Origin of the sequence: Actinocrinis puniceicyclus, from assembly GCF_018283645.1 — a bacterium.
Lineage (GTDB): Bacteria > Actinomycetota > Actinomycetes > Streptomycetales > Catenulisporaceae > Actinocrinis > Actinocrinis puniceicyclus.
Map to the genome: position 1 here is coordinate 1 of NZ_JAGSXH010000273.1, position 2,200 is coordinate 2,200.

A 2,200-nucleotide genomic window follows, 5' to 3' on the forward strand; every position below is an offset into this window, starting at 1 on the left:
GGGCCGGGTGGCTCGCGACAGTCGTGCCTTCAGCGAACATGCCGGGGCGTGGAGCGCGGTCATCGTCGCGATCATCGCGGCGGTGGGTAGCGTGGCAGCGGCCTTAGTCACTTCGTCGCCGTCGGTGTCCGTCAGCGCGTCCGCCAAAGCCCCCGTCACGATCGTGGAAGCGCCCGGCGGGCGCGATCCGCTCGCTGCCGCTTCCGTGCCGGCCGCGAACTTCGCGACCACGGCCGCGCCGTCGCCCACCCGGTCGGCGCCTACGGGCCACTGGATCGTCCAACTCGCCTCGGTTCCCCACTCCGACGGTGTCGCGGCGCGCGACCAACAGCTGCAACAGGTCCAGACGACCTTCGCGCAGGCGCAGTGGCTCGAAAGCGACGACTACGGCGCGCTCCTGCCCGGGTTCTGGGTGATCTACGTGGACGGTCCGTTCCACGACGGCGCGGCTGCCTACGAGTACTGCCTCGTACACGGCAGATCAGCCGAAAGAGACTGTCTGGGCAGGTATCTGAGTAACGATCCGGCGGACCACGGCCTCCAGTGCGCGTGGTCGGGCACTGCCAATCCGCCCGCCGTGTGCTACGCGAAATCGAACTCTTGAACAGGCGCTCAGCACGCGTCTGCTCTCGCCGACCGGAAAGCCTGACGGCGCGCGGACACTGCTCCGCCTTGCGATGTACGCGCGCCGCAGACTTACTTCGCGAAGTGATTTAACTCGTGGTCGCGGCGGGAAGTCAAGAGGGTCGGCGGCCTGTAACCGGTTCCGGAACCGGTTACAGGCCGCCGACGGCGCGCTGACGAGTGGCGGTCGTCAAAAACACGGCGCGGCGCGGCGTTTCCGTGCGACCCGCTTCGGTGCATCGCGCGGCGGTGCGCCATCGCGGACGTTGACAGAACCGGGTCGGGGCGTAAACATCTCCCAGCGGAGAGCGCTCTCCAATCGGTCGTGCGAAACAACGGCCGCGCCGGAGGGCCCGCTCCGGTCTCGTGGCCTCTTTCCCGCCTGGAGGGTCGATGCGAAACGTTCCGACGCGCACGCACCCCGCGCTACGCGGACTGGCGCACCACCAGGGTCGGCTCGAAGATCACCGAGGTCGGCTTGCTGTCCGGGTCGTCGATGCGGCCCAGCAGCAGGTGGGCCATCTCGGCCGCCATGTCCTCAAGCGGCTGGCGGATCGTGGTCAGCGGCGGACGGCTCATCAGCGCCGCGTTGCTGTCGTCGAACCCGACGACGGCGACGTCGTCGGGCACCCGCCGACCGGCGTCGTGCAGCGCAAGCACCGCGCCGAGCGCCATCAGGTCGTTGGCCACGAACACCCCGTCCACATCCGGGTACTCCTCCAGCAGTTGGAGCATCGCGCGCTCGCCGGTCTCCTGCGTGAAGTTGCCCTCGACCGACGGGACGTACGCGTGTCCGTGCCGCGCCAGCGCGTCCCGGAAGCCGCTGAGGCGGTCCTGGCTGGCCGGCATGTCCAGCGGCCCGGAAATGGTCGCGACCCGCCGGCACCCCCGCGCGATCAGGTGCTCCGCGGCCAGCTTCGCCCCGGCGCTCTGCGCGGCGTCCACGTAGCTGATCGGCAGCGGCGTGACCGGCCGCTGCGAGAGCACCGCGGGCAGCCCGGCATCGGTGAGCAGCCGCGGCAGCGGATCGTCCACGTTCGAGGAGATCAGGATGACCCCGTCCACGTGGCCCTGCTTGAGATACCCGAGCAGCTGTGTGCGCGCCGCGTCGTTCTCCGCGAGCATCAGCACCATCGTCACCCCGCGCGGCCGCAGCACCCCCATGATCCCGCTCACCAGCCGCCCGAAGAACGGGTCGGTGAAGATCCGGCCGAGGAACGGGTCGTCGAAGGTGCGGTGCTCGGCCTCGGAGACCACCAGGGCCACCGAGTTCGTGCGGCGCGTCACCAAGGACCTTGCCGCCTGGTTCGGCACGTAGCCGGTCTGCTCCACCGCGGCGCGGACGATCTCCTGCAGTTGCGGGTCCACGTTGCGGATGCCGTTGATGACCCGCGAGACGGTCGCGCGGGACACCCCGGCGACCTTCGCGACGTGTTCCAGCGTCGGAGTGCCACCGGGAGCGGGGCGGTCTTTGCTCATGGGGACATTTTTGCATACCGGACTGGAGAGCGCTCTCCGTTGCGTAACGCAGAGGGCGCCGTCCACGATGCCGCCGTACGGCTACTCGCTCTACGAG

General features: G+C 69.5%; 1 protein-coding gene and 1 pseudogene. One reads left to right on the plus strand and one right to left on the minus strand.

The window, feature by feature from the left end; genetic code table 11:
• A pseudogene (locus KGA66_RS28670) lies at positions 1-604 on the plus strand (hypothetical protein); the annotation flags it as partial.
• 446 nt (positions 605-1,050) lie between these two features.
• Here the strand turns inward: KGA66_RS28670 and KGA66_RS28675 are convergent.
• The gene (locus KGA66_RS28675) at positions 1,051-2,103 is read right to left on the minus strand and encodes a LacI family DNA-binding transcriptional regulator (protein ID WP_211472686.1); all 1,053 of its coding nucleotides are present in this window, start codon (positions 2,101-2,103) and stop codon (positions 1,051-1,053) included.
• Positions 2,104-2,200 lie beyond the last annotated feature (97 nt).

Coding starts and splice junctions, on each gene's coding strand:
- KGA66_RS28675 (WP_211472686.1), bottom strand. CDS start 2,103: ATGAGCAAAGACCGCCCCGCTCCCGGTGGCACTCCGACGCTGGAACAC.